The organism is Holospora curviuscula (genome assembly GCF_002930195.1).
GTDB classification, from domain to species: domain Bacteria; phylum Pseudomonadota; class Alphaproteobacteria; order Holosporales; family Holosporaceae; genus Holospora; species Holospora curviuscula.
In genome coordinates, this window is record NZ_PHHC01000116.1 from 1 (window position 1) to 1,457 (window position 1,457).

General features: G+C 53.9%; 1 protein-coding gene. It reads left to right on the forward strand.

Going from position 1 to position 1,457, the window contains the following annotated elements:
• Positions 1-1,457 (forward strand): hypothetical protein (locus HCUR_RS08770; protein WP_165780818.1); only part of this gene is annotated, 1,457 nt, incomplete at both ends.

Sequence of the window (1,457 nt, forward strand, 5' to 3'; positions counted from 1 at the left end):
TGGTGCGGGCAATGCTAAGATCTTCAGGGGTCTTGGAGGGAAGGATAATCCTTCAAAAGCACCCGGAAGTCTAGGCAACACTTCTGACGCTTTGGAGCGTTCTGGGGAAGGAAACCCTCAAACCCCTTGGGAAGGTTCTGGAAGTGTTGGGCGCTTGGAAGGGAGTCAAGCGCCAAGAGGCTTTAACAGTTTAGATCCAGTGTTGGAACATCTTGGGGAATATGGGAAGCGTGTGAACGAGTCTATTCATCCTAAGGCGCCGGGTGATGGGAAGGACGCTTCTGGATCCTTGGAAGACTGTTGGGAAGACGGGAAGCGGAGAAGAGTCCGAAGTCTGGCTCCCAGATGTACCCCAAACGATCTCTGGAGGGTAAAGGAAGAGGGGGACCCCACAAAGGATGACCTCGGTCTGGGGCAAGAGACCTCCAGGTCTTTCTGTTCCCTGGAGTCCTTTAACGAGGTTGCGCTGGAGCGCGTTTGGATGAGGCGGGTTGCGCCGGATCCGGGAGGCGAGTTGGTTTTTTTGGGAAACACCCCACAGTATGTAAACCATAGTCCCTGGAAGGGGGGAATTCTTCTAGACGTCGAAGGGCTGGAGGAGGTGGAGGTGACCCAGGTGGAGCGCCTCTTAGTCTGTGGAGATTTATATCATTTAAAAAAGTTGAGGCTTAACGGGAAAACCTTGATGCATTTGGGAGAAATGCACTGTCAGAGCGCAGAAATTTCTGGGGAAGAGTTTAGGCAATGGAGCGCAGGGGTTACGTGGAATCAGCAACGTATTACCCTGCGCAATTCGGACTGGTCCTATGGGCCTCCAGCGGGGCATGGACGGACCTATGAACATATTCGCTGGCAGGGGGCACGTCTGTCAGGGGACTCGGATCATCCGCTATTGTCTGAGTCAAACGGAGTTATTTCCCTTCCCAATGTACGCTTTGGGGGAGTGAGTACCCTCAAAGCGCTTACTTTTTCCTGTAAGAGGGGAGTGTATACGGATCCCCTTGAGGTAGACTACTTGACGCTGTGTGGTAACTTAAAGGTGGCGGGGGATACCCAGGTAAAGGTGCTGGCCTTTGGTGCGGCTTTTTTGGGGGGGCTTCCTAGGCTAGAGGTGGGGCCTTTAAGGGGGGAAGTAACGTTGAGCTATTGTCATGGTATGGGGTGGGATCATCGGGGAACAGAAGAGTATCTTAGAAGTGTTCGCGCAGATATCGTGATGACGGAACCCGCCTTGGCACGCATTCAGCGCATTGCGTATAGGGAGCGCCAGCCTTGTGGGGATGCGTTTGTTGTGGGCACGAGGGGCGCGCTAACATCTTCAGTGCAAGCCATGGGGTGTCTTGTGAATCGAGGTGGGTTTCTTACGGTGCACGGTATTTTGGATCAGCGCCAAGTGATGGTGGTACACCAGGACGTGACGTTGTTGGGGGGGCAGGGACAGGGCAGCAGTGTTTCCA